The sequence below is a fragment of the Streptomyces cirratus genome (assembly GCF_014650775.1).
GTDB classification, from domain to species: Bacteria; Actinomycetota; Actinomycetes; order Streptomycetales; family Streptomycetaceae; genus Streptomyces; species Streptomyces cirratus.
Window position 1 is genome coordinate 1 of the sequence record NZ_BMVP01000020.1, and the last position, 25,628, is coordinate 25,628.

The 25,628-nt window shown below is 71.0% G+C and carries 28 protein-coding genes and 1 pseudogene; 18 read left to right on the forward strand and 11 right to left on the reverse strand.

The genetic code is table 11. The features are described from left to right. Positions 1–56: 56 nt before the first annotated feature. Positions 57–1,085, reverse strand: a complete 1,029-nt coding sequence (locus tag IE207_RS29655) for a saccharopine dehydrogenase family protein (RefSeq protein WP_190187414.1) — start codon at positions 1,083–1,085, stop codon at positions 57–59. A 122-nt stretch (positions 1,086–1,207) separates the two neighbouring features. Between IE207_RS29655 and IE207_RS29660 the strand changes: the two genes are divergently transcribed. The 5 genes from IE207_RS29660 (at position 1,208) to IE207_RS29680 (ending at position 4,867) form a co-directional block, all read left to right on the forward strand. After that, entirely contained in the window at positions 1,208–2,170 is a 963-nt protein-coding gene (locus IE207_RS29660; RefSeq protein WP_190187415.1) for a helix-turn-helix domain-containing protein, read from the forward strand. Between the two features lie 33 nt (positions 2,171–2,203). Then, a complete protein-coding gene (locus tag IE207_RS29665) occupies positions 2,204–2,725 on the forward strand; it encodes a MarR family winged helix-turn-helix transcriptional regulator (protein ID WP_190187416.1) in 522 nt (173 codons plus the stop codon). 109 nt (positions 2,726–2,834) lie between these two features. After that, positions 2,835–3,296, forward strand: a complete 462-nt coding sequence (locus IE207_RS29670) for a hypothetical protein (RefSeq protein ID WP_190187417.1) — start codon at positions 2,835–2,837, stop codon at positions 3,294–3,296. A 63-nt stretch (positions 3,297–3,359) separates the two neighbouring features. After that, on the forward strand, positions 3,360–4,214 hold the full coding sequence (locus IE207_RS29675; protein ID WP_308433685.1) for an NmrA family NAD(P)-binding protein: 855 nt from the start codon (positions 3,360–3,362) through the stop codon (positions 4,212–4,214). 137 nt (positions 4,215–4,351) lie between these two features. Beyond that, positions 4,352–4,867 carry a DUF1203 domain-containing protein gene (locus IE207_RS29680; protein WP_190187419.1) on the forward strand — a complete coding sequence of 172 codons (516 nt, stop codon included), beginning with the start codon at positions 4,352–4,354 and terminating at the stop codon, positions 4,865–4,867. 859 nt (positions 4,868–5,726) lie between these two features. Here IE207_RS29680 and IE207_RS29685 read toward each other — a convergent pair. Continuing rightward, the gene (locus IE207_RS29685) at positions 5,727–6,338 is read right to left on the reverse strand and encodes a TetR/AcrR family transcriptional regulator (RefSeq protein WP_190187420.1); all 612 of its coding nucleotides are present in this window, start codon (positions 6,336–6,338) and stop codon (positions 5,727–5,729) included. Positions 6,339–6,420: 82 nt separating this feature from the next. On the opposite strand from IE207_RS29685, the gene IE207_RS29690 reads away from it, so the two are divergent. Next, positions 6,421–7,638, forward strand: a complete 1,218-nt coding sequence (locus IE207_RS29690; RefSeq protein ID WP_190187421.1) for an FAD-dependent monooxygenase — start codon at positions 6,421–6,423, stop codon at positions 7,636–7,638. A gap of 59 nt (positions 7,639–7,697) precedes the next feature. On the opposite strand, the gene IE207_RS29695 is transcribed toward IE207_RS29690, so the two are convergent. Continuing rightward, positions 7,698–8,504, reverse strand: coding sequence for an alpha/beta fold hydrolase (locus tag IE207_RS29695; RefSeq protein ID WP_190187422.1), 807 nt, complete (start codon positions 8,502–8,504; stop codon positions 7,698–7,700). A gap of 358 nt (positions 8,505–8,862) precedes the next feature. Between IE207_RS29695 and IE207_RS29700 the strand changes: the two genes are divergently transcribed. The 3 genes from IE207_RS29700 to IE207_RS29710 all read left to right on the forward strand — a co-directional run bounded on the left by IE207_RS29700 (position 8,863) and on the right by IE207_RS29710 (position 11,738). Beyond that, on the forward strand, positions 8,863–9,885 hold the full coding sequence (locus tag IE207_RS29700; protein WP_190187423.1) for a glutathione S-transferase family protein: 1,023 nt from the start codon (positions 8,863–8,865) through the stop codon (positions 9,883–9,885). Positions 9,886–10,426: 541 nt separating this feature from the next. After that, positions 10,427–11,104 (forward strand): IclR family transcriptional regulator, encoded by a 678-nt coding sequence (locus tag IE207_RS29705; RefSeq protein WP_190187424.1) that lies wholly within the window; start codon positions 10,427–10,429, stop codon positions 11,102–11,104. 169 nt (positions 11,105–11,273) lie between these two features. Continuing rightward, positions 11,274–11,738, forward strand: a complete 465-nt coding sequence (locus tag IE207_RS29710; protein ID WP_190187425.1) for a hypothetical protein — start codon at positions 11,274–11,276, stop codon at positions 11,736–11,738. 33 nt (positions 11,739–11,771) lie between these two features. On the opposite strand, the gene IE207_RS29715 is transcribed toward IE207_RS29710, so the two are convergent. Next, on the reverse strand, positions 11,772–11,963 hold the full coding sequence (locus IE207_RS29715) for a hypothetical protein (RefSeq protein ID WP_190187426.1): 192 nt from the start codon (positions 11,961–11,963) through the stop codon (positions 11,772–11,774). A gap of 281 nt (positions 11,964–12,244) precedes the next feature. Here IE207_RS29715 and IE207_RS33520 point away from each other — a divergent pair. The 4 genes and pseudogenes from IE207_RS33520 to IE207_RS29730 all read left to right on the forward strand — a co-directional run. Then, a pseudogene (locus IE207_RS33520) lies at positions 12,245–12,428 on the forward strand (hypothetical protein); the annotation flags it as partial. Between the two features lie 220 nt (positions 12,429–12,648). After that, positions 12,649–12,957: a hypothetical protein gene (locus tag IE207_RS29720; RefSeq protein WP_229874146.1), complete on the forward strand. Its 309-nt coding sequence runs from the start codon at positions 12,649–12,651 to the stop codon at positions 12,955–12,957. 5 nt (positions 12,958–12,962) lie between these two features. After that, positions 12,963–17,135 (forward strand): nSTAND1 domain-containing NTPase, encoded by a 4,173-nt coding sequence (locus IE207_RS29725; protein ID WP_190187427.1) that lies wholly within the window; start codon positions 12,963–12,965, stop codon positions 17,133–17,135. 609 nt (positions 17,136–17,744) lie between these two features. Next, positions 17,745–18,437: a hypothetical protein gene (locus tag IE207_RS29730; protein ID WP_190187428.1), complete on the forward strand. Its 693-nt coding sequence runs from the start codon at positions 17,745–17,747 to the stop codon at positions 18,435–18,437. Positions 18,438–18,556: 119 nt separating this feature from the next. Here IE207_RS29730 and IE207_RS29735 read toward each other — a convergent pair whose 3' ends face one another. The 3 genes from IE207_RS29735 to IE207_RS29745 form a co-directional block, all read right to left on the reverse strand. Further along, complete coding sequence (locus IE207_RS29735; RefSeq protein ID WP_190187429.1) at positions 18,557–18,820, reverse strand: hypothetical protein; 264 nt, start codon at positions 18,818–18,820, stop codon at positions 18,557–18,559. 122 nt (positions 18,821–18,942) lie between these two features. Continuing rightward, positions 18,943–19,260: a CU044_2847 family protein gene (locus IE207_RS29740; protein WP_190187430.1), complete on the reverse strand. Its 318-nt coding sequence runs from the start codon at positions 19,258–19,260 to the stop codon at positions 18,943–18,945. Positions 19,261–20,105: 845 nt separating this feature from the next. After that, a complete protein-coding gene (locus tag IE207_RS29745) occupies positions 20,106–20,717 on the reverse strand; it encodes a hypothetical protein (protein ID WP_190187431.1) in 612 nt (203 codons plus the stop codon). Positions 20,718–20,872: 155 nt separating this feature from the next. Between IE207_RS29745 and IE207_RS29750 the strand changes: the two genes are divergently transcribed. Next, positions 20,873–21,205, forward strand: coding sequence for a hypothetical protein (locus IE207_RS29750; protein ID WP_190187432.1), 333 nt, complete (start codon positions 20,873–20,875; stop codon positions 21,203–21,205). On the opposite strand, the gene IE207_RS29755 is transcribed toward IE207_RS29750, so the two are convergent. Beyond that, on the reverse strand, positions 21,183–21,584 hold the full coding sequence (locus IE207_RS29755; protein ID WP_190187433.1) for a hypothetical protein: 402 nt from the start codon (positions 21,582–21,584) through the stop codon (positions 21,183–21,185). The genes IE207_RS29750 and IE207_RS29755 overlap by 23 nt on opposite strands. A 248-nt stretch (positions 21,585–21,832) precedes the next feature. Here IE207_RS29755 and IE207_RS29760 point away from each other — a divergent pair, with 248 nt between their 5' ends. Then, positions 21,833–22,261: a YunG family protein gene (locus IE207_RS29760; protein ID WP_190187434.1), complete on the forward strand. Its 429-nt coding sequence runs from the start codon at positions 21,833–21,835 to the stop codon at positions 22,259–22,261. Positions 22,262–22,496: 235 nt separating this feature from the next. After that, complete coding sequence (locus IE207_RS29765; protein WP_190187435.1) at positions 22,497–22,787, forward strand: hypothetical protein; 291 nt, start codon at positions 22,497–22,499, stop codon at positions 22,785–22,787. Between the two features lie 62 nt (positions 22,788–22,849). Here the strand turns inward: IE207_RS29765 and IE207_RS29770 are convergent, their stop codons facing one another. Then, entirely contained in the window at positions 22,850–23,272 is a 423-nt protein-coding gene (locus tag IE207_RS29770) for a hypothetical protein (protein WP_229874139.1), read from the reverse strand. A 299-nt stretch (positions 23,273–23,571) separates the two neighbouring features. After that, positions 23,572–23,751, reverse strand: a complete 180-nt coding sequence (locus IE207_RS29775) for a CsbD family protein (RefSeq protein ID WP_373304791.1) — start codon at positions 23,749–23,751, stop codon at positions 23,572–23,574. 205 nt (positions 23,752–23,956) lie between these two features. Here IE207_RS29775 and IE207_RS29780 point away from each other — a divergent pair, with 205 nt between their 5' ends. Together IE207_RS29780 and IE207_RS29785 are read left to right on the forward strand one after the other, a co-directional pair. Next, a complete protein-coding gene (locus tag IE207_RS29780) occupies positions 23,957–24,118 on the forward strand; it encodes a hydrophobic protein (protein WP_069924257.1) in 162 nt (53 codons plus the stop codon). A 320-nt stretch (positions 24,119–24,438) separates the two neighbouring features. Continuing rightward, entirely contained in the window at positions 24,439–24,792 is a 354-nt protein-coding gene (locus tag IE207_RS29785; RefSeq protein WP_190187438.1) for a PRC-barrel domain-containing protein, read from the forward strand. A 78-nt stretch (positions 24,793–24,870) separates the two neighbouring features. Here the strand turns inward: IE207_RS29785 and IE207_RS29790 are convergent, their stop codons facing one another. Next, positions 24,871–25,482: a MepB family protein gene (locus tag IE207_RS29790; protein WP_190187439.1), complete on the reverse strand. Its 612-nt coding sequence runs from the start codon at positions 25,480–25,482 to the stop codon at positions 24,871–24,873. Positions 25,483–25,628: the final 146 nt, after the last annotated feature.

Genomic DNA, 25,628 nt, shown 5'->3' on the forward strand with positions numbered 1-25,628 from the left:
CACCCCACCCATGCCCAGCCAACGCGCCAACTACCCCACCGGTTACGGGACAACCTCTAGGGACACAGTTCCAGGGTGACGTGCGGGGACAGCGCGCGCAGGAAGTCGGGGGCGTCGAACATCTGGCCCGCGGAAGCGACGCCGACCGCGTGGGTGCGACCGTCGAGGACGCGGGCGAGGGCTTCCACGACGAGGGGCGCGGTAACGGCGTAGATGTCCTGCCCGCGTGCGACGGCGCGCCGTACTGTCTCGCCCGATCGCACGACGGCGTCGATGAGGAAGGTCTGGTCGGACCGGCCGCTCCCGTCGGCCGCGGCCGGCGCGGGCGTGTCGGGCGATGCGACGTCGCGGGCCGCCTCGGCCGTCATGTACGTGGTCACGTCCGGGATGGACAGATGGCTGGGAATGGTCACCACGTCAGCCATGGTGAACTCCCCGATCACCGGACGCGACCCCATCGGCTCGGGGAAGGACCACTCCAGCATGGGCGGGGCATCGGTGCGGCGTTCCCACTGGCCGCCGGTGTACCGGAGGCGGTGGTCGCCGCGCCGCTCCCGGGAGACCGCGCCGGACAGGCGGGTGCCGGCGGTGGGGTGCCAGTGGCTCAGTCCGTAGGCGACGTCCGCCGAGTCGGCCTCGGTCCAGTCGCCCATCGCCGCTGTTGCCAGCAGGTCGCCCAGACCGCCGAAGAAGGCCATCGCCGGGACGATCAGCGCTCCCGCTTCGCGTGCCCGGTCGGCGAAGTGAGCGAAGGTGTCGAGGTTGGCCTCGATCTCGGCCGCGACGTCCAGGTACGGAATCCGGGCCCTCAAGGCGGCCTCGATGACGGGGGCCGTCGTGAACGCGAACGGCCCGGCGCAGTTGATCACGGCAGACGTACCGGCCAGGGCGCGGTCCAGTGCGCCCGGGTCGTCGGCCGACGCCACACGGGCCTCCAGGCCGGCCTCATGCGCCAGCGCCTTCAGCTTGTCCGCGTCACGGCCGCTCAGCACGGGGGTGTACCCGCGCTTGAGCAGTTCCGCCACGACGAACCGTCCGGTGTGCCCGTACGCGCCGAAAACCGCCACCTGCCGGTCAGACCCCATGAGTTGCTCCCCCGTACTCGGCTGATCTGCGGTTGCTCCGCTGTGATCCGTTGTGGACATCCTGTCGACCAACAGCACCACCCACGAGCGTCTGAAACGACATGCGTCATACACTTTCGGACATGCATACCGTCGCGCTGGCCGTCACCGACGGCATGCTGCATTTCGAACTCGCCTTGGCCATTGAGGTGTTCGGCTCGGACCTGACCCACATCGTGGACCCCTGGTACGACTTCTCCCTCTGCGGACCGGGCTCCGTGCGGATCGACCGCTACCGATTGGAAATGGACCACGGACTCGACCACCTTCCGCATGCCGACACCGTGATCGTTCCCGGCTGGGCCGACACGGACGTTGACCCGCCCGTGGAACTCATCGACGCGGTGCGCGCGGCCCACGCGGCGGGCGCACGCGTGGTCTCGCTGTGCACGGGGGCATTCGTCCTGGCCGCCGCCGGCCTGCTGAACGGCAAACGCGCCACCACGCACTGGGCGCACGCCGGGGAACTCGCCCGCCGCCACCCCGACGTCACGGTGGATCCGGACGTCCTCTACGTCGACAACGGCGACGTGCTCACCTCCGCCGGCAAGGCCGCCGCCATGGACCTGTGCCTGCACCTCGTCCGCCTCGACCACGGCTCGGCGAACGCCAACAAGATCGCCCGTCGGTTGGTCGTTCCACCACACCGCGACGGCGGGCAGGCCCAGTTCATCTCCACCCCGGTTCCCGACCCCGGCAACCATCCCCTCGCCGAGCTCTTCCCCTGGGCCCTCCAACGCCTGGGCGAGCCGCTCACCGTGGAAGACCTGGCCCGGCAGGCGCGGATGAGCTCGCGTCACCTGAGCCGCCACTTCAAATCACTCACCGGCACCACCCCGCTGCAGTGGCTCCACACCCAACGCATCCGCCACGCCCAGGAACTCCTCGAGACCACCGACGACACCATCGACACCATCGCCACGGCCACCGGCATGGGCACTTCCACCACCCTGCGCCGACACTTCCACCGGACGGTAGGCGTCCCCCCGGACACCTACCGCCGCACCTTCCGGTCCCACACCTGTGCCACGTACCGAGCAACTTGACCCACTCAGTAGTTAGCTGCCATATTACATTTCATGAATGACGAGGACGCGAGGGCTGGTGCTACACCCACGCTCGATCAGGCACGGAAGCAGATCGCGCGGTACGGGCTTGACGCCGACCCGCAGGCGGTACTCGTCGCCGTGCGCCTGATGGCGGCCGGGGCGCGCCTGGACCGGGCTTCGGAAGTGCACTTCTCGCGGTCGGGGCTGTCGACCGGACGCTACCGCCTGCTGGTGGACCTGGAGGACAGCGACGGCGAGAAGTCGCCGTCACACCTGGCGAGGAGCCTCGGCGTCTCGCGCGCTACGGTGACCGGCCTTGTCATCGGACTGGAGCGCGAGGGCCTGGTTGCTCGCCGCGCCTCCACGGAGGACGGGCGGGGCGCGGTGGTGGTACTCACTGCGCGCGGCGCCCAGCGGCTGCGCGACATGGCCGCGGACCACTTCGCCCGGCTCGAGGCACTGGTCGACGGATTGAGCGTCGAGGAGCGAGGGCTGTTCCTGGACCTCCTGGAGCGGATCACCCAGCGGATTGGCGCGCTGACCGCCGACTAGCACCCCCATGTTCCGCGAGAAGCAGGCGACTTGGTCGAGCAGTGCTCCAGCCATACCCTAATAGTTAGTTCCCTAATAATTAGCTCCCTAATTATCGTCAAGGAGACTCGTGAGCCCTCCCCATGGAATCTCTGCACCCGGTTCCGCCACGCGCCCCTTCGTCCTTCGGAACGAAGTCGCGGCCGCCTACCTCGCCCCCGCTCTCACCGCCGGGCTCGGCGGAGTACTGACCGGGCAGCCCGAACTCACCATGGCCGCCATCACCTCCATCGGCGCCACATCCGCCCTCGTGGCATGCGTCGTCGGCGCGTGGCTGCACCGACGTGGCCGACCGCGCCGCTGGACGACCTCGGCGTCGCGACCGGCGCTCGCCCTCGGACTCGCCGTCGCGGCGGCCGCAGTCGCCGGCCTGCTGGGGTGGTTCGCATCCGAGTGGCTGCCGTCGCACACGCCGGTGCCCGACGCCGGATGGCTGGAACGCTTGCGGATCGACCTGCCGCTCTCGGCCGCACTGGCCGCCGCCATCGTTACCTGCCGGTGGCACGGTGCTATCTCCCGGCGGCAGACGTGACCCGACCCTCCCCGCCCCTGCGCCAGACCTCCCGACCTTGAAAGGCTCACTGTGATCACCATCATGGGCGCAACCGGCGCCACCGGCGGCGCGCTGCTCCACCGGCTGACCGGACTCGACGTCCCCTGCCGGGCCATCAGCCGTACTCCCGGCACACTGCGCGCCGCCACTGACGCAAGGGCCCCGGTCGAGATCGTCGGCGCGGACGCCGCAGATCCCCGCACACTCCGCGACGCCCTCAAGGGATCCACACAGCTGTTCCTCGCCATGGCCAACAGCCCGCGTCAAGCCGAGCTGGAGATGAACGCCATAGACGCCGCGGCCCTGTGCGGGGTCGAGCACGTAGTCAAACTCTCCGCTCCGGCAGCCGAGCCCGCCTCACCAGTGGCCATCTCGCGCGGGCACTGGCAGGTGGAGGAACACCTGGCGGCAACAGGCATGACGGCTACGTTGCTCCGACCGTACGCCTTCATGCAAAAGCTGCTCCTGAACGCCCCTTCAGTTGCCCAGGGCGTACTCATTGGGGCGATGCGCGACGCGCCCTGCAACTACATCGACGTCCGGGACATTGCCGACGTGGCCGCCGAGACCCTTCTCGACCCCGGCCTCGCCGGTGCCACGTACACCCTGACCGGCCCGCAGGCATTCAGCCACTCCGCGCTCGCCCGTCTACTCGGCGAGCTGACCGGCCGCCCCGTCCGTCACATCGACCTGCCACCAAACGATTTCCACAGCCATCTGTTGTCGACCGCGCACATGCCGCCCTGGCTCGCGAGCCACGTCGTAGAGATCCAGCAACTGGCCGTTTCACGACCGGAATTCCCCAACGACACCACCGAGACCGTCCTCGGCCGCCCCGCCAGGACGCTCCCCGACTTCATCCGCGAGCACCTGCGCGTGTTCACCGCCACCACCTGACCGACCGTGCAACGGCCCGGCCCCCGGGCCCCCTGCCTTCTCGTGGAGGCGTTCCGGTCGGCCTTCCCGTGGGCACGCACCAGCGCGACGTCGGTTTCCTGCCAGCGAATACACGTGCACCGATCCAGCATGGGCACATGACCAAATACACCGTGTTGCCCGTGGACACAGCCGTACTCAAGGAACTCCGGGTTGCCGACGACGCGGGCCGTCCCTGCGCCCCGTACGACGCGACCCACGTCGACGTGGACTCCCCCCTGCGCTGCTGCCTGCGCCCCATCACGCTCGGCGAACGGATTGCCCTCGTTTCGTACGCCCCGTTGCGCCGTTGGGCCGCCGCGAGGGGGGCGGATCCAGGCGCCTACGACGAACAGGGCCCCGTCTTCATCCACGCCGATGAATGCGGCGGGTTCACCCCCGGCGAGTCCTACCCCTTCGCTCGGCCGGGCGCTCTGCGTACCGTGCGTCGCTATGACGCCCGGGGCCACATCGCGGGTGGTCGCCTTCTGGAGATTCCGGCCGACGCCGGCGCCGGCTTCGACGCGGCCTTCGACGATGCGTTCAACGATCCGAACGTGGTGCTCGTGCACGTCAGGGCACTTGAATACGGATGCTTCCACTTCGAGGTACGACGGCCCTCCGCCGCGGAGTGATGGCCCGCCGTGCCCGTGCCACCTGAATGAACGAATCGCGGAGAGGAGAACGACCGGCCCCCCTGCGCTGGTTCGGCGGATACGCCTCGCCGCCCCAAGCGCGGCCTCCGCCCTTGGGGCGATGCCCAGGAGGCGACTCGTGTGCCTTTTCACGATGCCGACGCCCGGTGGCGAGCGGATCACACGGACCCGCACCGCGTCGCGGTGGGGCGGTTCGGCGTGCCGCAGGCACCGGTCCCCGACCTCAGGATGACGCGCGGCGCGACCGCACAACGAGGCGCGAGGCGGGTGAACCGGCGTTGCGCACAACGCGAGAATGGTGACGAAGGACGACGACCCTCCGGATCAACCGGACCCCCGAGCAGTTGGCCAGGGAACTGAGGGGCGTAGAGCAAGTGGACTGGCCGGCCGTCTGGTCGGGCCCGCCGCCCCCGGCCGGCCGCTGGACGACTGGTGCGCGCGTTTCGGGTGAGGGCCCACGTCTGCGGAGCGGGTGCTGACCGCCTGGAGAACACGGATCCCTACGGCATGGCGGTATGGCGTGAGGACGGGCCAGAGGGTCACACCACCGTCTTCTCCGTCAACCCGGGATCCGTCCGGACACCCGGATGCCCTTCGCCGCACGATGATCAAAGTGACGTGCCACCGGCCGGAGGACGTGTGATCCAGGCACACGTGCCCGACCCCGTTCTCGAGGAGCCCCCGCCTGGCAGCAGTTCGTCAGCCCGGTGGCCGGTCCTGGGCCGTGCCCGCGGCCGGCCCCACCGTGGCGGTGCCGGATACCTCGGCTGGCCGCTGCCGCCGACCTCCGCTGGGGCCGAAAGAAGACTCCGGCGTACCGTCCAATCCTCGCCCGCGCCTATCCCCCTGGTGAGCCAACGCCCAGCGCAGCGTCGAGCATCCGGCGAGCGACTGCCGTCAGTTCCGCCGGGTCGGGCGCGGGCCGGGTGCGGGCCATCGCACCCACGAGGCGGTCGAAGAGCACCCCTTCGGTCCAGGCGACCAGCACATCGGCGGCCTCCGCCGGCCGGGCGGCTCCCAGTGCCGCGAGAGCGGCGGCTGCACGGGCGCGGGCCGCCAGGCCCGCCTGATGGAGAGCCGTCCCCAGTTCCGGCGTGCGGGCAGCCTCAAGGCTGAGCTCGTATCGGGCCAGCTGCCGGTCACGGCCGGTGGTCAACCAGCGGTGCAGCAGCGCCCCGATCGCGGCGGCGGCTTCCTCCCGCGCAACCGACTGCCCCGCGTCGGACGGTACCGGCTGCCCCGAGTCGAAGTCGTCCAGGTCCAGTTCCGCAATGCGCGCATAACAGGCGCCGATCAGCGCCGTACGCGTACGGAAGTAGTACGAGGTACTGCCCGCGGGCAGCCCCGCTGCGGTGTCAATGGCGCGGTGCGTGAGTCCGCGCAGGCCGGCCGTGGCCACGGTGGCGATCGCTGTGTCCGCGATGAGGGTGCGGCGGTCGGGGCTGGACATGCCCTTACTCTACAGCTGTAGAGTAAGGGCTCTACAACTGTAGAGGGTGCACGAAGGCCCGAACAGAACGGAGAACTGTTCCATGCCGAAACGTCATGCGGTGGTGGCCGGGGCCGGTATCGGAGGACTCACGGCCGCTATCGCACTCCACCGCCGGGGCTGGCGCGTCACCGTCTGCGAGCGCGCGCCCGAACTCCCCGGTACCGGCGCCGGCATCGGCCTGGCTCCCAACGCGTTGCGCGCACTCGATGCCATCGGTGTGGACGCCGCCCGCGCTGCCGGGAGCGCCGTACCCACGGTGATGGGTGTGCGCCGCTCCGACGGCCGGTGGCTCACCCGGACCCGGACCGCGGACATGGCGGCACGCTACGGCATGCCCCCGATCGCCGTCCCGCGCCCGGCCTTCACCGCGGCCTTGGCCGGCGCCCTCCCGCCGGAGTCCCTTCGCTACGGCACCGCCGTGACCGCCGTCGAGGACGCCGCGGACCGTCCGACCGTACGCACGGCGGTCGGCCCGGACCTTCCCGCCGATCTGGTGGTTGCCGCCGACGGCATCCACAGTCCGCTGCGCCGGGCGCACTTCCCCGCCCACCCCGGCCTGCACTACATCGGCGAGACGGCCTGGCGGACCATCGTGGACGCGCCGGACCTGCGGATACCGGCGATGAGCGAGACCTGGGGGCGGGGCGAGCGCTTCGGCGTGACCCCGCTCTCCGACGGTCGGTTCTACCTCTACGCCACCGCGGTCGTCCCGGCCGGCACCCGGTCGTCCGACCCCCGCGCCGAACTGCGACACCGCTTCGGCTCATGGCACCACCCGATTCCGGCCCTGCTGGACCGCGTCGGGCGCCTCGACCCGGGCCAGGTCCTCCAGAACGACCTCTACGACCTGGCCTCCCCACTGCCCAGCCTGCACCACGGCCGTATCGCCTGGATCGGCGACGCCGCGCACGCCATGGCCCCGAACCTCGGCCAAGGCGGCTGCCAGGCCATCGAGGACGCGGTGATCCTCGCCCGGTTGCTCCCCGCCGGAAACAGCCGGGACGGCGGGAACAGTGGGGACAGTGGGGACAGTGGGGACAGCACCGACTCCGTCCCGGCCGCCCTGGCCGCCTACACCGCCGCACGCCGCGACCGCACCGACGCCGTGCGCATCCGTGCCCGCCGGGTCGGCCGCCTGGGCGCCCTGCGCAACCCGTTCGCGGTGGCCGCCCGTGACCTCGCGCTCCGCACCACCCCCGCCCGCCTGGCCCTGCGCGGCATGGACGACCTCTTCAACGGCTTCCGCCTCCCCGGGTAGCAGCAGCGCTGCCCGCCCACCGACCGGCCGCGTGCGGGAGGCCAAGCCTGGGCAGGAGGTCAGGCCTGGGCACTGCCCGCAGGTGGCGCCGTGGCGCGCCGGACGGGAAAGATGGTCGGGCTGGGGTCCATGGTGAGGAAGTCGAGGATGAGCCGGTTGACTGCTTCCGGTTTCTCCACCGGAAGGGCGTGCGAGGCCCCCGGGACGACGGCCAGTTGGGAGTTCGGGACTGCGCGGTAGAGCGCGATCGTGTGCTCAAGCGTCACCAGGTCGTCGTCGCCGACGACGACCAGGGTGGGCGCGCTGATACGAGCGAGGTCCTCGGTGGGGATGTCGGGCTGGGTGCGGATCATCTCGATCACCTTGTCCACCACGACCGGCCAATGGGCGGCCCCGTCGGGTGAGGTGCCCTCGTACAGCTCGCGGAACAGCGCCATGTCGGGAGCGTCGGCCGACATGTGGTCCAGCGAGCTCGGTTCCGCGATGCTCTGTGGGCCGGGGAGGAAGTTGGCGCCGATGACCACGACCTTCCGGACCAGGTCGGGACGGGCGATGGCGACGAGCAGGGCGACGATTCCGCCGTCGCTCCACCCCACGAGATGGGCGGAGCCGCCGACGGTCGTTTCGAGGAAGGAGACGGTGTCATCGGCCATGTCCTGATATGAGAGCGGCCCCTCGACGTCGGGCGTGTGCCCGTGTCCACGGCGCTCCGGCAGGAACACGCGGTACGTCGCCGCCAGATCGGCCCGCTGACCGCCCCAGGTCTCGTTCGTACACAGGCCGCCGTGGAGCAGGATCAGGGGTTCGCCGTCGCCTTCCACCTCGTACCACGTCTGCACGCCTGGTAGCGAGACGTATGCACCCATGACACCGGCCTCCCTCGTGCCGCCGTTCCTCTTCGGTCGCCGCCTCCGGGTTCAGTCTCCCCTTCCGAGCGAAGGGCCGGCAACGCGACGACGGGACTTCGCGCCGGGTCGGCGGCACGGCGTCGGCAGCAGCCGCTGCTCTTCGACCGGATCGCCGGCGACGAGTCGGTCCGGCTGTCGCACCGGGGGATGACCGGCCTCGGAGTCGACGGGGCCTTCCGTGTCGGGGACGGGGATGCGGCCCGGTCCACCGGAACCGACCGGCGCCCCGGTCCGGGAAACGGAAGCCGGGACGAGGGGCGGCAGAGCCGCGCTGGAGCGGCTGCTCGGGTGGGCGGTTCCTGGGTAGGGCTCCGGGATGAGCTCTGCAAACCCCGGCAAGGGGTACTCCCGCGACAGCAATTACATAACCACCCGGATCACCGCCGACGGACAGGACGGTTTCCCGGTGGAGCCCGGCCGCTACCGTCTCGTGGTGAGCCTGGCCTGCCCCTGGGCCCACCGCGCGGTGATCGTACGGCGGCTCCTCGGACTGGAGGAGGCCCTGCCCATGGCCGTCGCCGGACCGACGCACGACAAGCGCAGCTGGACCTTCGACCTCGACCCCGGCGGCCGCGACCCGGTCCTCGGCATCGAGCGGCTCCAGGAGGCCTACTTCGCCCGCGACCCCGGCTACGACCGGGGCATCACCGTACCCGCGATCGTGGACGTGCCGACCGGCGAGGTCGTGACCAACGACTACGCGCAGATGACGCTCGACATGTCCCTGGAGTGGACCGCCCACCACCGGGCCGGGGCGCCCGCGCTCTACCCGCCCGACCTGCGAGCGGAGATCGACGCAGTGAACGAGGAGGTCTATACCGACGTCAACAACGGCGTCTACCGCACAGGTTTCGCCGGTTCCCAGGAGGCGTACGACGAAGCGTACGAGCGCCTCTTCACCCGCCTCGACCTGCTCTCCGAGCGGCTGGAGCGTTCCCGCTACCTCGTCGGCGACACCATCACCGAAGCGGACATACGACTGTTCACGACGCTCGTCCGCTTCGACGCCGTCTACCACGGCCACTTCAAGTGCAACCGGCAGAAGCTGTCGGAGATGCCGGTGCTCTGGGCGTACATGAGGGACCTGTTCCAGACGCCCGGCTTCGGCGACACGGTCGACTTCGACCACATCAAGAAGCACTTCTACCTCGTCCACAGCCACATCAACCCCTCCGGGATCGTCCCCCTCGGCCCCGACCCCTCGGGCTGGCTCGAACCACACGACCGGGCAGCCATGGGCGGTCGCCCCTTCGGGGACGGCACCCCGCCCGGGCCGCCCTCCGCAGCGGAGACCGTCCCGGCCCGGCCTGCTCCGGCGCAGGCCGCTTCACACTCCTGAGAACGGCCCGGCGGCGGGAGGCACGCGCGGATGGTGCCGGCGGTCGGCGGAGAGGGCCACGGGGTGCAAGGCGTCGCGACTCCCGCGCCCAGGCACCTGTTCACGGGCCGCCCGCCTGACCGCCCGCGACGACCCGCCAGAACCCGTCGGCCGACGCGCGGCGGGGCTGCCCCCGCCCCCGTCGAGGGAGCTGCCGGACCGTTCCCGTCCGGCCCGTCGCGCCTCTGTCCCGGCACCGCGAGCGGCGGCACGCCGCGAAACGCTTCGTCCCGGGCACCGTCCACGTCATCATGGGCGGTGCCCGGGTCGTGCCATCGGGGGACCACGGCCGGGCGGGAGAAGTCCGGGGGGAACCGTGTCCGCGTCCGCGCGCTCGCACGCACCGCACCAGCCGGCAGTGACCGGCACCGCAAGGGCATCCGCGGCCACGACCGCGGGGGCGGCCGCCGCCGGAAGCGGGTCCGGTGCCGGAGCGGGAACCGGGCCCGGCACCGGCACCGGCTCCGCCGTGGGCTCTTCGGGGCCGGTCCGGGGGCGCGGCGTGCTCGAAGGGGCCTTCGCCCTGCTGGAGGCCCTAAGCCGGCGGGAGGACGGAGCGGGGGTGACCGAACTGGCTCTCGCCTGCGGGGTGCCCAAAGCCTCCGTGCACCGCCTCCTCGACCAGCTGATTTCCCTGGGCGCCGTCGAACGGCACGGCGCCCGTTATCGGTTGGGGGCCCGGCTGTACCGGATCGGGCAGGCCTGGCAGCCCCACCCGGGGCTGCGGGAGGCCGCCCGGCTTCCGTTGCACCGGCTGCGGGCGGCGACGGGGGCGAGCGTCGTGCTGACCGTGCTGCACGAGGACCGCGCGCTGACGGTGAGTTCGGTGCCGGGGGTGCTGGAGCCGGTGCTCCCGGTGCGCAACGGCAGCGGTTTTCCGCTGGACACGGCGGCGGGGCGCGCCCTGCGCGGTCCCTCCCGGCCGGGCCCTGTTCTCGACCGGGAGGAGGTCCGGGCCGGGGTGTGCTGCGCCGCGCTTCCCGTGCGGGCCGCCGACGGCTCGGTGGTGGCGGCGCTCGCCGCGTTGGTCCCCGCGCCCGGCCCGGCCGGATCCGCCCCGGCGGGACAGCCTCTGGACCGCCTCGCGCAGGGCGTGGCCCAAGCCGGCGCCGCCATCACCCGGCGCCTCGCCCGCACTCCGCACCGCCCCTCCGCTCTCTCGCGGGGCCTGCTGCGCTGACGCCGCTGTCCTTGCCGGCGCCTCCCCTTCGCACCGCGGGTTCGCGCGCGTTCCACTCAGCGGAACGCGCGTAGATCCGGGGCCGTTCGATCACGCACAGTGGGGACGTGCCGGGGGGACGGCACACCGGGGTCACCGCAGAAGGTGACACGACACACGGGGGTAAACCATGAGCCGCAACACCGTACGCTTCGCAGCCGCCGGCCTGCTCGCGCTCGGCAGCCTCGCCGGCTTCGCCGGGACCGCGCAGGCCGAGCCGGTCGACTACGTCCGGATCGAGTTGCTGGAGCTGACCTGCCACCAGCAGAGCGAGGGTGACCACGACGAGGCGTACATCAAGATCACCGATGCGAACGGCAACCAGGTCAAGGTCTGGCCGGGGAGCGCCAAGTACCAGACGATGGGCACCGATTACCTGCGCTCGTTGAGCGACGCGAACGGCAACGCGGCACTGGTCCTGGGCAAGCAGCAGGCACGCACGCTCACGTTGTGGGACTACGACTCGACCAGCTCGGACGACAAGCTGGGTGCGACCCTGGTCACCGGCAGCGAGGCGAACGGCGAGGTGCAATACCGGTCGTTGGAGGGTTCCGGCGGCGTGTACACGATCGCCTACCGGGTGATCGACATCTGACCCGGCCCGCCGACGGCGGCGGGGCACACCACGTCAGCGGTAGTCGCCGGGGTGGCCCCGCATCCAGGTGTTGGTCTTGTCGCGGTTGGCGATCAGCTCGGTCGCCTTCACGGCGCGGTCCATGCGGTGGAGTTCGTCATGGACCCGCCCCGGGAAGTAGGCGCAGTCGCCCGGGGTGCACGCTTCGCCCAGGGTCGCCTGGAGCCCGGCGAACGCCTCGCGCACCTTCCCGGGCCCCGGGGTCCCGCGGCCCTCGGACGGCGCAGGGCCGCCGCTGACGCAGGGCCCGCTAAAGCCTCCGAGGGCGGTGCGGCCGTTCCGGCCCCGGCCATGGCTGCGCCGGAAGTGCCGGCGGGCTTGTCGTCCTTCGCGACCGTCGCCGGCGACCGAGGCCGCGACCTCGGCACGGCGCAGCGATGGGCGGAGCATGGTCCCCCTGATCACTCCGGCGCGCACGGTACTGCTCGACGAGGCGCGAGCCCTGCCCGACCACGCCGACCGCGTGTCTGACCGACCCGACGTGCGGACTGCGCGCCGGGCTGTTCGACGTCGCCCTCACCCGGGCGCCGTTCGGCCCGAGCGCCCTGACGGTGCATGCGCTGTGGAACGGCACGGTCGGCCTGGCCCCGCTCGGACACGACCTGCCCGGCGGAGTTCGCCGTGGTACCGCTGATCGCCGCAGACCCCACCGCCGACCAGCAGACGCGGAAGCACAGGGGAACGCGGAGTAGCGCGGGATCACGGAGTGCCTCCACATCCTCCCCGGCTCGCCGCTCGCCTGGCGGGCCGCGCCGCGGGACACGCCCAGTGGGGCGCTCACGCGTACGGGCGACCCGGGATGCGGGACGGGGCCCCGCAGTGAAACGTGGGGGCGTCCCTGGGGCGAGGCGGCTCGAAAGGCGGACCAGGCGTGGTGGCACCCGTTACACGGATTCCGCTGGAGGGCGGCGGCTTCGTCCTGGTCGAGGAGCCGGGCGCCCTGGGCGAGGAGGGGCCGGTGCAGACCGGGCTCATCGGCGGTGCCGTGCGTGGCCTTCCGGTGACACCGGAAGCCGCGTCGGCGCCAGTCACGGCGGTCGCGCCCGCCGCTCCGGAACAGCTGTGCAGAGCCGGTCCCGGCCAGATCGCCAAGAGCCAGGGCGGCTGCCACCTGGGGGTGACGGTGGCCTGGGCCGGCCACGATCGCATCGACCGGGGCACAGAGGCGACAGGGAGCTGATCCGGATGGCCGGTTCGAGGCAGGAAGCCGGCGGCGGTGCGGGTTCGGACCTGCCCGCTGCGGTGGCCCAGATCCTCGCCGAGGACGGTGCGGTGGTCGGGGTCGGTTTCCTCGTCGCCGAGACGGTCGTGGTCACGTGTGCGCACGTGGTCGAGGCGGCCGGGAGCGGCCCCGATGGCACGGTTCTGCTGGCCTTTCCCCACCTAGGCAGCGGGGAAAGCATGCGGGGCAACGTCCCGGCCGAGCTGTGGCGCCAGGCCGCACACGAGGACGTGGCGTTCATCCGGCTCGCCCGCACTCCGGCCGGTGCACGGGCGCTGCCGCTCGGCTCCGCGGAGGGGTGCGCGGGGCACAGGGTCCGCTCGTACGGGTTCCCCACGCAGGCCCCGTCGGAAGGACACTTCGGCTTCGGCGTGGCCGGCGATCTGCTGCCGGCCACGGGAAGCCGCAGCGCCCTCCTGCAGCTGACCGCTGCCAACGACCTGACCACCGGCTTCAGCGGCGGCCCCGTGCTCGACGAGATGACCGGCCTGGTCGTCGGCATGCTGAGCGCGATCACCGCGCCCGACCCGCTCGCCCGGGGCCAGAACATCGCGTACGCCACCCCGACGCAGGTCCTGCGGGAGGTGTTGCCGGAGCTGGCGGAGACGGAGGTGTGCCCGTACAGGGGGCTGGAGCCGTTCACCGAGGAGCACGCACGGTGGTTCCGTGGCCGCGAGAACGCCGTACGGCAGGTCGTGACCCACTTGGCCCGCCAGCAGCGGCTGACGCTGTTGCTGGGGCCCTCGGGATCGGGCAAGTCCTCGCTGATCCGGGCGGGCGTGCTGCGTGCCCTGGCGGACGGGGAAGTGCCCGGCAGTGACCGGTGGCTGACCGTGCTGGCGCGGCCGCGACAGGATCTGGCGGTGGAGATCGAACGTGCGGGACTGCCGGGGGCGGGCACGGAGGGGATCAGTGCGGCGGTCTCCCGACGGCTCGCTGCCGGACCGGGCCCGCAGCGCCTCCTGCTGGTCATCGACCAGTTCGAGGAGCTGTTCACCCATACGCTGGACGGCCACGGGCCGGTTGACGGCGGGTCGGGGGGTGCCGGCCGGCCTGGATCCGGCGGCGGACGCAGCGACCCCTCGGCCCTCGCCGACCAGATCGTCGAAGCGGTCGACGCGCACACCGCCCTCAGCGTGATCCTGGTCATGCGCGACGACTTCTATCCCCAGCTGGCCGCTCTCGCGCCCGGTCTGCTGGAAGCGGCGACGCCAGGGCTGCTCAACGTTCCGGGCACGCTGAGCAACCGGGACCTCGACGACATCATCACGCTCCCCGCCCGGGACGTGGGTTTGCGCTTCCAGCTCGGGCTGCCGGAGCAGATCGTCTCCGATGTCCTCGCCGCCACTCCCGAGGAGGCGCACACCCGGCAGGCGCCCGCGACCGTACTGCCCCTGCTGGAGCTGACCCTCCACCAACTGTGGCTCAGGCGGTCGGACGGATTCCTCACCCATGAGGCCTACCGGCAGATCGGAGCGGTCAGCGGCAGCCTGACGACGTGGTGCGACAGCGCCCTTGACGAGCTCTCGCCCGGGCAACGGCGCAGCGCCCGCCGCATCCTGACCTCGCTGGTGCACCCCGCCGATACCGCCCGGCGCATCCCGGCCGTCCGCGCCCAGGTCCCCGTGCGCGAACTGCGCGAGCTGGCGGTGGAGCCGGGCGAGACCCCCGACGGTGACGTCGACACCGTCATCGCCGTGCTCACGCGCCACCGGATCATCACCACCCAGACGCTGCGCGGCCCCCGGGACGCCGAGGGGCTTCCGGGTGAGCCGGTCGCCGAGCTGATCCATGACGCGCTCATCCGCGACTGGGGCACGCTGCGCGCGTGGGCGGCGCAGGACCGCCGTTTCCATGAATGGCTCGACAGCACGAGGGAACGGCGGGCCCGCTGGGCGGAGAAGGGCGACCAAGGGGACCTGCTCGGGGGTACCGCACTCGCCGAAGGTCTCGAATGGTCGGAGAAACGCCGTCTCCCGGGCGACATCGCGGCCTTCCTCACCGCCAGCCGGGACCGTCAGCGGGCCGTCGTCCGACGCAGCAGACGGCTCAATACGGTCCTCGCCGCCCTGCTCGTCCTCGCTCTCGTCGCGGCGGGCGGCGCCTTGTTGCAGTGGCGGTCGGCGGTCACCGAGCGCCAGGCAGCCCAGTCCCGTCAGCTCGCCGCCGAGGCGGGCACCCTCATCACCTCGAACCCCGAACTGGCCTCGCTGCTGGCCGTCCAGGCGTACCGCACCAGCCACACGTCCGAAGCGCGGGAAAGCCTGAACAACGCTGCCACGCTCCCCCAGCACCGGCGCTTGTCCGGCCATTCCGGCGAAGTGCACGCGGTGGCGTTCAGCCCCGACGGACACACCCTCGCGAGCGGGGGCTCCGACAGCACCGTACGACTGTGGGACACGAAGACCGGGAAGCCCCGCACGACATTGGACCACGGTCCCCTCGCGGTGGCATCGGTGGCGTTCAGCCCCGACGGCAGCATCCTGGCCACGGGTAGCAACGAAGGGCCGGTGCGCCTGTGGAACACGGCCACCCGCAAGTCCATCGCCACGCTGACCGGGCACACCAGTCAGGTGGGTTCATTGGCTTTCAACGCCGACGGGAAGATCCTCGCCACCGGCAGCAACGACAAGACGGTGCGGCTGTGGGACGTGGCCACCCGCAAGACCCGGGACGTCCTGCGCGAGCACGACGACATCGTGCACGCGGTGTCGTTCAGTCCCGACGGACGCACCCTCGCCACGAGCAGCGGCACGACCGTGAGGCTCTGGGGCGTGGACGGCGCAGAAGTCCTCAGGAAGCTGCCCGAGCAGGAAGGCATCGTGGGGCCGGTGCTGTTCAGTCCCGACGGACGCACCCTCGCCACGGAGAACGGCGACGGGTCGGTGGGGCTGTGGGACGCGGAGACCGGGAAGTCCCGCACCACGCTGTACGGAAAGGTCAATTCCATGGCGTTCAGCCCGGACGGGCGCATGCTGGTCATCGGAAGTTCCGACCACAGCGTGCAGGTCTGGGACGTGGCCACCGGGGCGGTCCGCGCGACCCTCCTCGGACACACCAACGAGGTGACGTCAGTGGGGTTCAGTCCCGACGGACGCACCGTCGCCTCCGGCAGCCTGGACTACAGCGTGCGGCTGTGGGACGTGGCCGACCGCACCGTCCTGACGGGTCACACCGGCGCGGTACTGGCCGTGGCGTTCCGGCCCCCCAGCAGCGATCTCGCCACCGGCGATGCCGAGGGGGCGGTCAAGCTGTGGGACGCGGTCGGCGGCAAGCCCCGCGGCACGCTCGACCACCACGGCGCCGTCCTCTCCGCGGCTTTCAGCCCCGACGGCAGCACCCTCGCCACCGGTCGCTGGGACAGCGAGGTGCAGCTGTGGGACGTTGCCGGCCGCAAGGTCCGCAGCACCCTCGACGTGCCCGCGGACAAGGTGGACGCGGTGGCGTTCAGCTCCGACGGGAAGACCCTTGCGACCGGGGATGACAACGGGGTCACAGCGCTGTGGGACGTGGCGACCCGCAAGCCCCACACCGTCATGGGCGAGCACACCGCTTTCGTGAGTTCTCTGGCGTTCAGTCCCGACAAGCGCACCCTGGCCACCGGCAGCGGCGACCGCACCGCGCGGCTGTGGGACCTGGCCACCGGCAGAACCCGCACCGTCCTGTCGGGACACACCGACCGGGTGACGTCCGTGACCTTCAGCCCGGACGGACGCACCGTCGCCACCGGCAGTTACGACCGCACGGTCCGTCTCTGGGACGCGGCGACGGGCAAGACCCGCAGCACGCTGATCGGACACACCAGCGAAGTCAACGCGGTGGCGTTCAGCCCCGACGGCCGCACCATCGCCAGCGGGAGCGCGGACGGCACCGTAAGGCTGTGGGACGCCGCCTCGGCCACGACCCGCACCACACTGCTCGGACACTCCGACTCCGTGTTCTCGTTGGCGTTCAGCCCCGACGGCAGCGTCATCGCCACCGGCAGTGTCGACAAGACCGCTCGGCTGTGGAAAGTCGCCTCACTACCGCCCGCCGCAGCGATCGAGAAGATCTGCCGGTCCGTCGACCGTGACCTCAGGCCGGAAGAGCGGACGGCGTACCTACGGGGCCGATCGGCCGGCCCCGTGTGTCCGTGAGCCGCACGCTGCGGGTCCCCTCTGCTGCCGCGCCCTCCGGCGGGGTGCCCCCGTCGCCGTCACCCGCTCGGTGGGCGGGGCCGGCGCCGGCCTGTGGGGCTGTCACCTCTACGGCGAGGCCGCTGGGACGAGCCGCAGGAAGCGCGCCCGGATCTGTTCCTTGCCATAGGGGCCGCTGTCGTGCTGAGCACGCCGGCTCCCGTAATTCGGCCAGGTTGCGGACACCCATGCCATGGGGAACCGGACAATCGTTTTTGCGGTGAACCGTATCCGCCGCCTGGGCGAGCGTCGGCCAGGTTCTCCGTCCGCCCGCAGCTCGTGGTTGCTAGAACCAGGGCGTGGTCAACGACCTGTCTTTCCATTGCGTCCGGGCCACCCGCAGACATCTACCAGCTCCAGCGTCGCCCGCGAACCGGTCCAACCGCAAATGACGAACGCCCGCTCCCCCGACGGGGCGAGCGGGCGTTCGTGGTGCGCCTAGTGGTAGGTACCGCTGGCTGCTTCGCCGGAAAGCGAGAGGCAATGACCGCAGACCCGCCCCCGAAGTCGGGGTCGCAGCCAGCATCGGAGCCGCGTGTTCCCTGGTGGCGCCGGCATTGGAAGGCTCTGGTGGCCGCCTTCTCGGCCGCTGTGCTCGCGGCCGTCGCTTCGCTCGTAGTCGATGCGGTCAAGTCCGGTCTGGAACGTGCCATCAAGGGAAAGGAGCTTCCCTTCACGCTGGACGTGCAACGGGAATCGGCCGGGGACTGCCCGCTCTTTCTGGTGCAGGGCGACAGAGCGAGGGTCCAGCCCCCACGTGCCGGTGAGAACCTCCAAGCCTGGGCACGCACATACGACGCCACCCCCATGGACCAGGAGGCCGTCACCCTGACCGTGCAGGGCCGCTCGCCGGCGAGCGTCGTTTTGAAGGACGCCCGCCTGAGAATCACCGAACGGTCCTCGCCCGTGAAGGGAACGGTCTTCGCACCCGGCGCGTTCGGCTGCGGAGGCACTCTGGAGGTCAGGACATTCCGCGCCGACCTCGACACGTCGCGCATCACCCCAGTCGAGAACACGCCGAACTTCCCGTACAAGACCTCCGAGAACGATCCCGAGGTCTTCGCGTTCGTCAGCTCCACGAACCATTGTGTGTGTTCCTGGTACCTGGACATCGACTGGGAAAGCGGAACCAACGCGGGCACCGTGACAGTCGACGACCACGGCCGCCCCTTCCGTCTCGTGCCCGCTGCCCCCTCGGCGACGATCTATCGGCTGGGGCAAAACCGCCGCTGGACCACGGGCTCAGACGTGCCGTCGAACTGAACGCCCGAACCTTCCCGCAGCAGCAGCAGCAGCGGAACCATGCCTGAGCAGCGGAAACTCAACGGTGGCGTCCGGAAGGATCGGCGGGCAGCACGATGATGTCGTGGAGGTCCCCCTGCTCAGCGTGCCGGGCACGTTGAGCAGGCCGGGGTGGCGGCCTCCAGCAACGTAGGCGCCAGTGCAGTCAGTTGGGGACGGAAGTCGTCGCGCATGATCAGGATCACGCTGAGCTCTGTGAACGTACCAGCGACCTGGGTGATGTCGTCGATCGCGCCCGAGAACTCCTCCAGCCGGCCGTCGGCCCCCTGCAGCAGCAGCTCCTCGAACTGATCGACGCCGCCCACCTTCCAGAAGCCCAGATGCCCCTCGCGCTGCGCCTGCACCGGAAAGCCGAACGACCGCGCCTCATGGCCGCGGCAGCCCTTCCGCGGAGCCCAGCGGCAGCACCTCACGCTTTCCGGCATACCAAGCACCCGGACGAAGGCGACGTCCTCGTCCTCCGGCGCTAGTCATGGCCGTTGCGCCAGGACACGGTCACCTGTAGATGGCAGGTGGCCCTGCCCTTTGTGATCACCGCGCCGGCCTCGACCGCGAGGTCCACCCCGAACTCGATCGTGATCTCGTCGGGCCGCGCCTTGCGCAACTGGTCGAGGGCGGCCTGCGCTGCCTGGGTGACTGGCTCCAGAGCCTCCTGGAACGTGCCCGGAACCTCACGAATGAGATCCCCGGCCCGCCCGGCCTTCACCGGCCCCTCTAGGCCGGCCGCCCCCTCCACCAGCACGCAGTCCCCGCCCTCCAGCCGGATCTGGGTCAGAGGTGCCACGGTGCCTCCTCCGTTGCTCGCGCGCTCACCAGGGATCGCAGCCAGCATCCGACACGCCCGTCCATGGCGCGCCGCAGAGTGGGCCGTACGAAGGAAGTGTCACAACCACCCGAACCCGCACTCCCGGCCGCGCCGCGCCCAGGGTCACCATCGGGAGCTCCGTTGCCGGTGGCCGCACAGGGAGCGAGGAGACTGGCCGGTCCGGCTCGGGCCTGGGCTGAGACACGTCCGGGGACCGGGGCGACGCTGTCGCCCGATTGGAAAGGCCCGGGTGGAGCCGAGCCTCACGGGCGCTCCTGCGGCGTGCCGCGCAGAGCGCACCCGGCGGGGTACGGCAGGGCTCGGTGCGATGCGGTGGGGGCGATTCGCAGCGTGAGGGCGAACAGCTCGGCTCGGAGCTCTGGCGGACCCTCCGTCGGCTGGCGGCCGTGGCGTGGCGCCTGCGGTGCGGGGCCAGGCCGGCTGGAGGGCGATCAGTCCGGCGGGGAAGCCCGTGGCCGTCTCCGGGCCCGCCGGGTCGGGAGTCATGCCGCCTTCGCCCACCCGCGGGCCCGTGCCTGTCGGCGCAGCTCTGGCCGGCCCGTCCGCGGACAGCCGGGAACGGCCCGGTTCGGGTGCGCGTGCAGCTGGCAAGGCAGGTTGAGCAGGCGGCGTCGGAGTGCCGCCGTACCGCGGCCGGCGGGCTCCGGCCGTGCCATAGCCGCACGGCAGGGCCTGCCGCGCTCGGGGGGCTGGCCCCGCGGGCCCTCGCGCCCCTCCGTCACCCTGTGTCGCCTGGCCGGCGAAGCACCCGCTGCCCCCACCGGGTTCGTGCCGCGTTCAGCCGGGCAGCAGGCTGGTGCCGATCAGGCACCAGCGTGTTCGACGGTGGAGAGCACCCTCACCAGGGCGGGCGTCGCGGGGGCCGATCCGAAGCCGAAACGGACGGGCGGGACGACGGGTGCGAGCGGACCGAGGTCGGTGCCGTCGAAGGACGCGTCGGCGGCGATGATCGGCCACAGGCCGCCGGCCGAGTACCACTGGCGGTACCCGGGGCGCGAGCTGCCCCGGGTCCGTGCGCCGGTTATCAGGCGTGCGGGCACGTCGGCCACGGCCGCCCACAGCGGCCGTCGGGCGAGAGGGCGGGGGACGGCCCGCAGCGCCATGCCGAGGGCTCCCGGACGTCCGACGCGGAAGCGGAGCTCCAGGGGCCCCGCCGCGACGTCCCACACGCTCTCGCGCCGGTGCACACGTACGGGAGCCGTCCGGACCTCGTCGAAGTGGTAGACGCCGGCGACGTACTGCGTGGTGCGGGCGGTGGGCGCCAGCAGCAGGCGCCGGCCGTCGGCGCGCTCCAGCATCACGTCGCTGAACGGCCCGAAAGGCGAACGGGGCCAGTGACCCACGACCACGCGCGTCCCGGATCCCGTCCCGACGGCCGCGATCCAGCCGTCGAATGTCAGCCGTTCCCGTCCCACTCCCCAGGGGTACCCCGTGACGCGGCCGCGCATACCGCGCGCCTGTCACGGTGCGGTCTGCATGCCGGACGACGGTGCCAGGCCGGTCGAAGACGCCGGTCTTCCACTGGCGTAAAGCGGGCCCGCTCACCGAGGCCGGCAAGCTGCTGGTGTGCATGACGATCTACGCATCCGCCATGGCCCAGGAGGCGGCGATCGCCGGTCTGCGAGGGGCGCTGTACTGGCGCAGCGCACACGTCCTGGAGACCGGAGCCGAGCTCGACCGGTTCCGCTCGCTCATGGCCCGGGCTCCCGGCGATTTCCAACTACAGGGCTCGGGTGCCTTCTTCGGCGGGTCCGGCACCGTTCGCGGCATCCTCCAACGAGGTGGTGCGCGCCGTGGTGAAAAAAAGGGGCCCGGCCCGCCCTCCCGAGTGGTCCCGGGAGGGCCGGGCCCGTGTCATGCGCGGCCGATCGCCGCCGTTCTCACCAAGGGCTCCGCACGCTGACGCCGAGGGCCCGGACGTAGTCCTGGGCCTGCGGGTCGAGCCTCAGCAGCAGGTCCTCGCCGACGACTCCTTCGCGCCGCCAGATGGTCCAGAGGGTCTCCAGACTCGCTTCGGCGACCTCCGGCTCCGCGTCGGCCGAGCTCTGCACGAGGGCTTCGACGACCGGCCTGCCCCGCAGTCCCGCGACCGCTCGTGCGATCCGGGCCCGCTGCTCGGCGGGGACGGCCCGGTCGGCGAGCGAGCGCAGCACGTCCGCCGTGTCGCGGGCGTCCTGGCGGGGCAGCACCCACACCGGGTACACGAGCTGCGCGCCGAGCACGATCAGGTACTGCAGTGGCCCGAGCAGGGCCACGGGCAGCATCAGGACCAGGGGCAGCACGATCAGCCAGCCGCCCCGGATCCGCGAGGGACCGCCGGCCGGCGGCTCGAACCGCCGGCCGGCGCTCCGAGGTGGTTTTGTGGTCCTGGAGGACGACGTTCTTGCAGGGATGCCACGTCCACCTCCATAGGGGCGCCGCCGGTCGCGTCCTGGCCCGGAGTCGCCTCACCGGCCGGACGGCACCGGCGCCGCTTGCCGCGTCTACCAGCATCGGGCCGTTGTCAGTGCCTGCTGGCAGGATCGTCGGCATGACACCGTTGCTTCTCACCGACGTCGAACGAGCCGTTCGCAGCAGTTGGAGTGCCGAAACGTGCACGCCTGAGTTCCGATCGCGCTGGACCAAGGACAACCCGGCCCGGGACCAGTGCGGAGTTACCGCCATGGTGCTCAATGACCTGCTGGGCGGCGAGTTGATCCGGGGAGAGGTCCACGTCAACGGAGAGCGTGTGGACTACCACTGGTGGAATCGCCTGGGCATGGGCATAGAGATCGACCTCACCCGCGAGCAGTTCGGGCCAGAGGAGGTCGTCACCGGAGGCGTCGTGATCCCCCGCCCGCCCGTCACTGAATGGCGCAGGCTCCGTCAGGAGTACGAGCTTCTCCGCGACCGCGTCTTGGAGAAGCTCGATCGGCAACAGGCGACGGCCTCTGCGGCCGTGTCCCGTCAGCCGGCTTGAACGTGTTCGGCTCGTGCGCGGATGGCAGGTGAACCGCGTGGGCTGTGGGGGTTTTACCGGGTGGGCCGGAGAGCTGGTCGTTGTGCGGGGGCGCGCCCGGGCCGCTTGGTGCAAGGTCGGCGATCGTTGGGAGCGTCGTCGTGGGGCGGCTGTTTTCGCGGGCGTCCAGTTCCGCGAGGCAAGCCGCCCGCTTCACCGACACCACCAGCGCGCTGCGCAGCTCACCGGGGCGGTCGTGCTGGTGTTCCAGGACGGCGCCCTCGCCGGCCTCATGGGCATCGGCGCCGGGGCCGGGGCGGTCGGCGCGTGCGTGCTCCTGCTCGCCCTGTGCGTGGCCTTCGCCCTGTCGATGGACTACGAGATGTTCCTCCCATGCGTGCCCCCTCAGGTTCCGGCGGCCCGGATCCCGGCCGTGGGCTTCCGCCACCTGGGTGTGCGAAGGGCCCGCAGGGTGTTCCGGTGTGCCCGGTGCGGTGGGTCCCTGTTCCTGGGTGCTTGTGGCCCGATGCACCGTCAGCGACCGTGAGCGAGCATTCGTAGAGGCCTCGGGCACTTCGGCCCGGGAGCGGATCAGGCCCGAGGGCGGCTCTACGAACGGACGCGGCTGATCTGTGCGAGGACTTCCTGAAGTCGGCGGACGGCATCCTCCGCCTGTGTGTACTCCTCAGGGCTCGGCAGGACAGTGCCGAAGGTGCCACCACGGTCGGCAGGCAGGGCACGCCAGCGCAGGACCGGCTCGAGCGCGTTCAGAGCCCCGGAGAGGAACCAGGCCAGGCGGCCGTGCGTACGCGCGAGGGAAATGGCCAGGGCGGCGAGCGTCTCCCGCAGGTGTTCGAGCCGTGCGATCTGCGGCAACGCCTCCTGGACGTCCGGCGGCCCGACGGCGTCACGCAGGCCGGCCTCGGCCTCAAGAGCGAGTGCGCGCTCGGCCGGCGTCACCTGCCACACCCGGTCTTGGATCTGCTGCTCGGCTTCCTCCGCCAGCACGTCGACAATCCTCCGCATGTCCATGCAGATCACTCTAATGAACGCGACCCACCGTCCACCACGACCCTCATTCGACTCCCGACCGGACCGCGCCCGACCCGACGTGACCTGAGCAGGCCTATGGGACGTCGCCGCGCCACACGAACCGGCCGCTGAGGGTATTACCGGCCGTTCGCGGCTTTACGGGCTGCGGGGGTGCCTGCGGGGGTGCCTGCGGTGACGCCCCCGCAGCCGTACCGGCACGCCCGGTGGACTGCCCCGGTACGAACGAGTGGGGGCCTCGGCCGGCTTCCGGTCGAGGCCCCCACAGGTGACGGATCAGGTCAGTGCTTGAAGACGTCCTTCACCTTTTCCTTGGCCTGGCGGGCATCGCCCTTCGCCTGGTCGGCGCGGCCTTCGGCGGTGAGGCGCTCGTTGCCGACGACGCGGCCTACGGCCTCCTTGACCTTGCCCTTGGCCTGCTCACCCTTGGCCTGGCTCTTCTCGTCAGCCGACACAACCATCACTCCCCATATATAGGAAATCGCTTTGCTCACGGACTCATATGGCCCGTCTGCGGGCTGTGAAACGTCGTCACGAAAGAATCTTGTCCGAAAGGCCGGCGCATGGTGGGCACGTACGGCTGCCCGTCCACGCCGATAAGAACCCGTAAAACTGTGCGCATGAGCCGACCGGTTTCGGACAGAAGACGCCCCGGAGGTAATAACTATGGTTCCCCTGCTTCTCGTTCTTCTGCTCGCCCTGATCCTCTTCGGTGCCGGATTCGCGGTGAAGATCCTCTGGTGGGTCGCCATCGCCGTCCTCGTCCTGTGGCTGATCGGGTTCGTCGCCCGCCCGAAGGGGAGCAGCGGCCGCTGGTACCGCTGGTAGACGGGCCGTCTTCGCCGGCGACTGTCGGCGCGCGCCTTCTTGGTGGCCCCGCAGTCCCGTCCACGCCTCCTTCCCGGTAGATCCCGGTTTTGCGGGTAAGGGAGGCCGACGGGGCGGTTTCCGTGACGCAGTCGGGAACAGGTTGCCTCCCCAGGATCGGCAACCGCCCCGCCTGTCGTCGCATCCGAGAAAGCCGATCCTGATTTGTGTGGCATGAATTTTGCGGGGCAACCGGGTTCTTGACGCTGCTGCACCCTCTTGGGCTGTTCACGGCCACTCGGGAAACGGCAGATGCCGAAATCGATGAAGGGACGGGTCATATGACGCAGAACGTGTGGGGCTATCGCGAGACTGCCGGCCACCTGGCAGGCAGCGACCTGACGGGCTACAAGGTCGAGGCCACCGACGGTTCCATCGGCAAGGTCGACAAGCACTCCGAGGACGTCGGCTCCGCGTACATCGTCGTCGACACCGGCCCGTGGATCTTCGGCAAGGAAGTCCTCCTCCCCGCGGGCACCATCAGCCGTGTCGATGCGGACGACCGGACGATCCACGTGGACCGGACCAAGGAGCAGATCAAGAACGCTCCTGAGTTCGACAAGGAAAAGCACCTCGGCAACGAGGACTACCACCGGCAGGTCGGCGGCTACTACGACGGTCCGCACCGCCTCTGACCGGCAGCCCAGAAGCTCACGGGCCGGGCCGGCAACCACACGGTTGCCGGCCCGGCCCGCCCTCGTGGTCGTAGGTGATCAGTGATCGTGTGATGAGCCGGCCGGTCTTGCGGTTGTGCCGGAGCCGCCCTGCGGGTGGTAGAGCTCTTGGGCACGGGCCACGTCGACAGGCATGTCCTGGTGCAGGTGCAGGAAGAAGTCCAGCTGCCACGCTTGCGCACTGCCGGCCTGGCGGTTGGCAGTGGTCACCCAGGGCGGGTAGACGCGGAAGGCTCGTTTCCCACCAGAACCGTTCGCTGATACGACACCGTGCCGGCGAAGCGCGTCCATGGGAAAGACGAACTGGCCGAAGTGGTGACGGTCGCGGGTGCTGATGACAAAGAGGTCGACGGGGTCCGCGGCGTCGAAGGGCTGGATGGGCCCGGCCGGGGACCTCTTCCAGACGGTGACGAACTGGCCGACCTTGGTGGGGGTCGTCTTGGCTGCACGGAACCGGATGGAGAGGCCGTCGAGGGTGAACTCGTGGGCGGCGTAAGCGGCACCTTCGGCTTCGGGCACGGGCTGCGAGCAGGTGAACCCGCAGGGGCCGTAGACGAGTGCCTTCGCCGCAACGAGATCTCCATGGGCCGCGGCGGTGTTCAACCACGGTCTGGCATGGAGATCGGATGAGTATTCGCGGCTCGTCGTCATTCGCCCACCCTGTCACGACATGTGTTCCCGGCTGAAAGCGACGTTCTCGTACGTCCCGAACAGCCGGGCTGGAACAAGCGACTTCGAGCCTCGTTGCCACTGGTCAAGCGCGTGATGCGCGCGATGCGCGTGCCGGCGGCGGACAC